2 protein-coding genes and 1 pseudogene are annotated in these 2286 nt (G+C 47.6%); 1 reads left to right on the forward strand and 2 read right to left on the reverse strand.

What is annotated here, in order from left to right; all coding sequences use genetic code 11:
* A partial coding sequence (locus ACTHSP_RS19750) for a 7-cyano-7-deazaguanine/7-aminomethyl-7-deazaguanine transporter (RefSeq protein ID WP_440346746.1) occupies positions 1 to 663 on the forward strand: 663 nt, incomplete at its 5' end.
* 68 nt (positions 664 to 731) lie between these two features.
* On the opposite strand, the gene ubiM is transcribed toward ACTHSP_RS19750, so the two are convergent.
* Together ubiM and rpmA are read right to left on the reverse strand one after the other, a co-directional pair.
* Positions 732 to 1916 carry a 5-demethoxyubiquinol-8 5-hydroxylase UbiM gene (gene ubiM, locus ACTHSP_RS19755; RefSeq protein WP_063069348.1) on the reverse strand — a complete coding sequence of 395 codons (1185 nt, stop codon included), beginning with the start codon at positions 1914 to 1916 and terminating at the stop codon, positions 732 to 734.
* 274 nt (positions 1917 to 2190) lie between these two features.
* Positions 2191 to 2286, reverse strand: a pseudogene (gene rpmA, locus ACTHSP_RS19760) (50S ribosomal protein L27); the annotation flags it as partial.

Raw genomic sequence — 2286 nt, forward strand, 5'->3', positions numbered from 1 at the left:
GCCGCACAGCAGAAGAAAGCGCTCTTCTGGCTGGTGCTTTTCCATATTTTTATTATTGCCGCCAGCAACTATCTGGTACAGTTCCCCTTTCAAATTTTCGGTATCTTTACCACTTGGGGCGCATTCTCCTTCCCCTTTATCTTCCTCGCTACCGACCTGACCGTGCGCATTTTCGGCGCGCAGTTGGCGAGACGGATTATTTTTTGGGTGATGTTCCCCGCCCTGCTGCTCTCTTACGTCTTCTCCGTCCTCTTTCATGACAGCAACTGGACAGGCTGGGCATCTTTGGCCGAATTTAACACCTTCGTCGGTCGCATCGCATTGGCCAGCTTTTCCGCCTATGCGCTCGGGCAAATCCTCGATATTTTCGTGTTCAACAAATTACGCCGTCTGAAATCATGGTGGATTGCCCCTACTGCTTCCACTGTGTTCGGCAACGCGTTAGACACGCTGGTGTTTTTCGCCGTTGCCTTTTATGCGAGCAACGATGAATTTATGGCGGCAAACTGGCAGGGCATCGCATTTGTCGATTATCTGTTCAAACTCGCCATCTGCACCCTCTTCTTCCTGCCTGCATACGGCATCGTATTGAGCATCTTGACCAAAAAACTGACTTCCTTAAACGTCCGTCAAGAAATGCCCGAATCGGTTTTAGCCAAATAAGCAATAGATAAAAAACAAGGCCGTCTGAAACTTTAATCGTTCAGACGGCCTTTTATGTTTTCAAATGATTAACCGGTCAATTGTTTGGTAATCAGTTTTTTCAGCGGTGGGAAGTTATTGCTTGCACGCAATACCAAACCGCGCAGCAGTTTCGCCGGAGCAGTTTCATTGGTAAAGAGTTTCAGCAACATATTGGTGCCGTGGTAAATCGGATGGGCGTGGAACATATGCTTGGTGCTGTATTTTTCCAGCAGGCTCTTCGCACCAATATCCTGACCGCGTTGCTCGGCTTCGAGAACCAATTTAGCCAAAAGATCGGCACTTGCCAGACCCAAGTTGAAGCCGTGCGCAGTCACCGGATGCATACCAACTGCGGCATCGCCGATCAACGCGCTGCGTTTACCATAGAAACGTTGGGCAATCATGCCGACCAAAGGATAATTGTGAATGGTGCTGACCAATTCCATATCGCCCAAACGGCCTTTGAGTTGCTCTTTCACGCTGGCTGCCAACTCTTCCGGCGACATGTTTTTAATCGTTTCGGCTTTATCGCTGTCCACCGTAATCACTGTATTGGTCAAGTGTTCTTCCAAAGGCAGCAACGCAATGGTGCGGCCGTAGTGGAAGCATTCATATGCGGTATGCAGGTTGGACAGAGTATGCTTCATGCGGCACACAAACATGGTGCGGCTGTAATCGTGCATATCGGAAGAAATACCCAATTGACGGCGCGTTTGCGAGAAGCGGCTATCGGCGGCCAACAACAGACGGCCGGTCAATACTTCGCCGCTTTCCAAAATGACTTGCGCCTCATCGTCAGAAGTTTTGACTTCTTTAACATTGGTGCCGGTCAGAATTTTGACGTTGTCCAATTTGGACACGACTTCATAAGCGGCTTTACGGATATTGTGATTGGAAATCAAATAGCCCAAGCAGTCCGCAGGCTCGCCGCGCGCCTGAGTCGGTTGCGGGAAGTGGAGCTGGTAATCGGAATGGCCATTCAACACTTTGGCATCGCGCAAAGGATAAATTTCGTCTTTTGGAATCAAATCCCACATACCCAATCGCTGCATGATTTCACGCGACAAGTGCGTCAATGCGATTTCACGGCCGTCATACGGCGGATTTTGCAACACTTCTAAAGGACTTCTTTCAATCAGGGTTATGTTCAAACCACTTCCGGCCAACTCTGCGGCAAAACTTAATCCGGCAGGGCCTGCGCCGACGACGAGAATATCACTGTGTAAGCTCATGGGAGGAATTCCTTGTATTCAACTGATACGGATTTTTTCAGACGGCCTTAAGTTTACTGTGTTTAGCTACATGAGGGTAAATCAAAGGCATTTGATAGATTATATAGAAAGAGTCGATAGAATAAAACAAAGACTATCGATTGTAAGCACGTTTTTACTTTGGCCTTAATATAAATCAAGCTTCACGACATACGGATTTTATCAAACAGACAAAACAGTCTGACAAACAAAAACCGCATTCCGAAAAGGAATGCGGCTTTCAATCGTAAAACGATTATTCTTCAGAACCGGTGTAAGGACGGATGCTGACGGTTTTACGGTTCAGCGCGCCTTTGGTTTTGAATTCAACGTAACCGTCGACTTTAGCAAA

The organism is Neisseria sp. P0001.S005 (genome assembly GCF_051963715.1).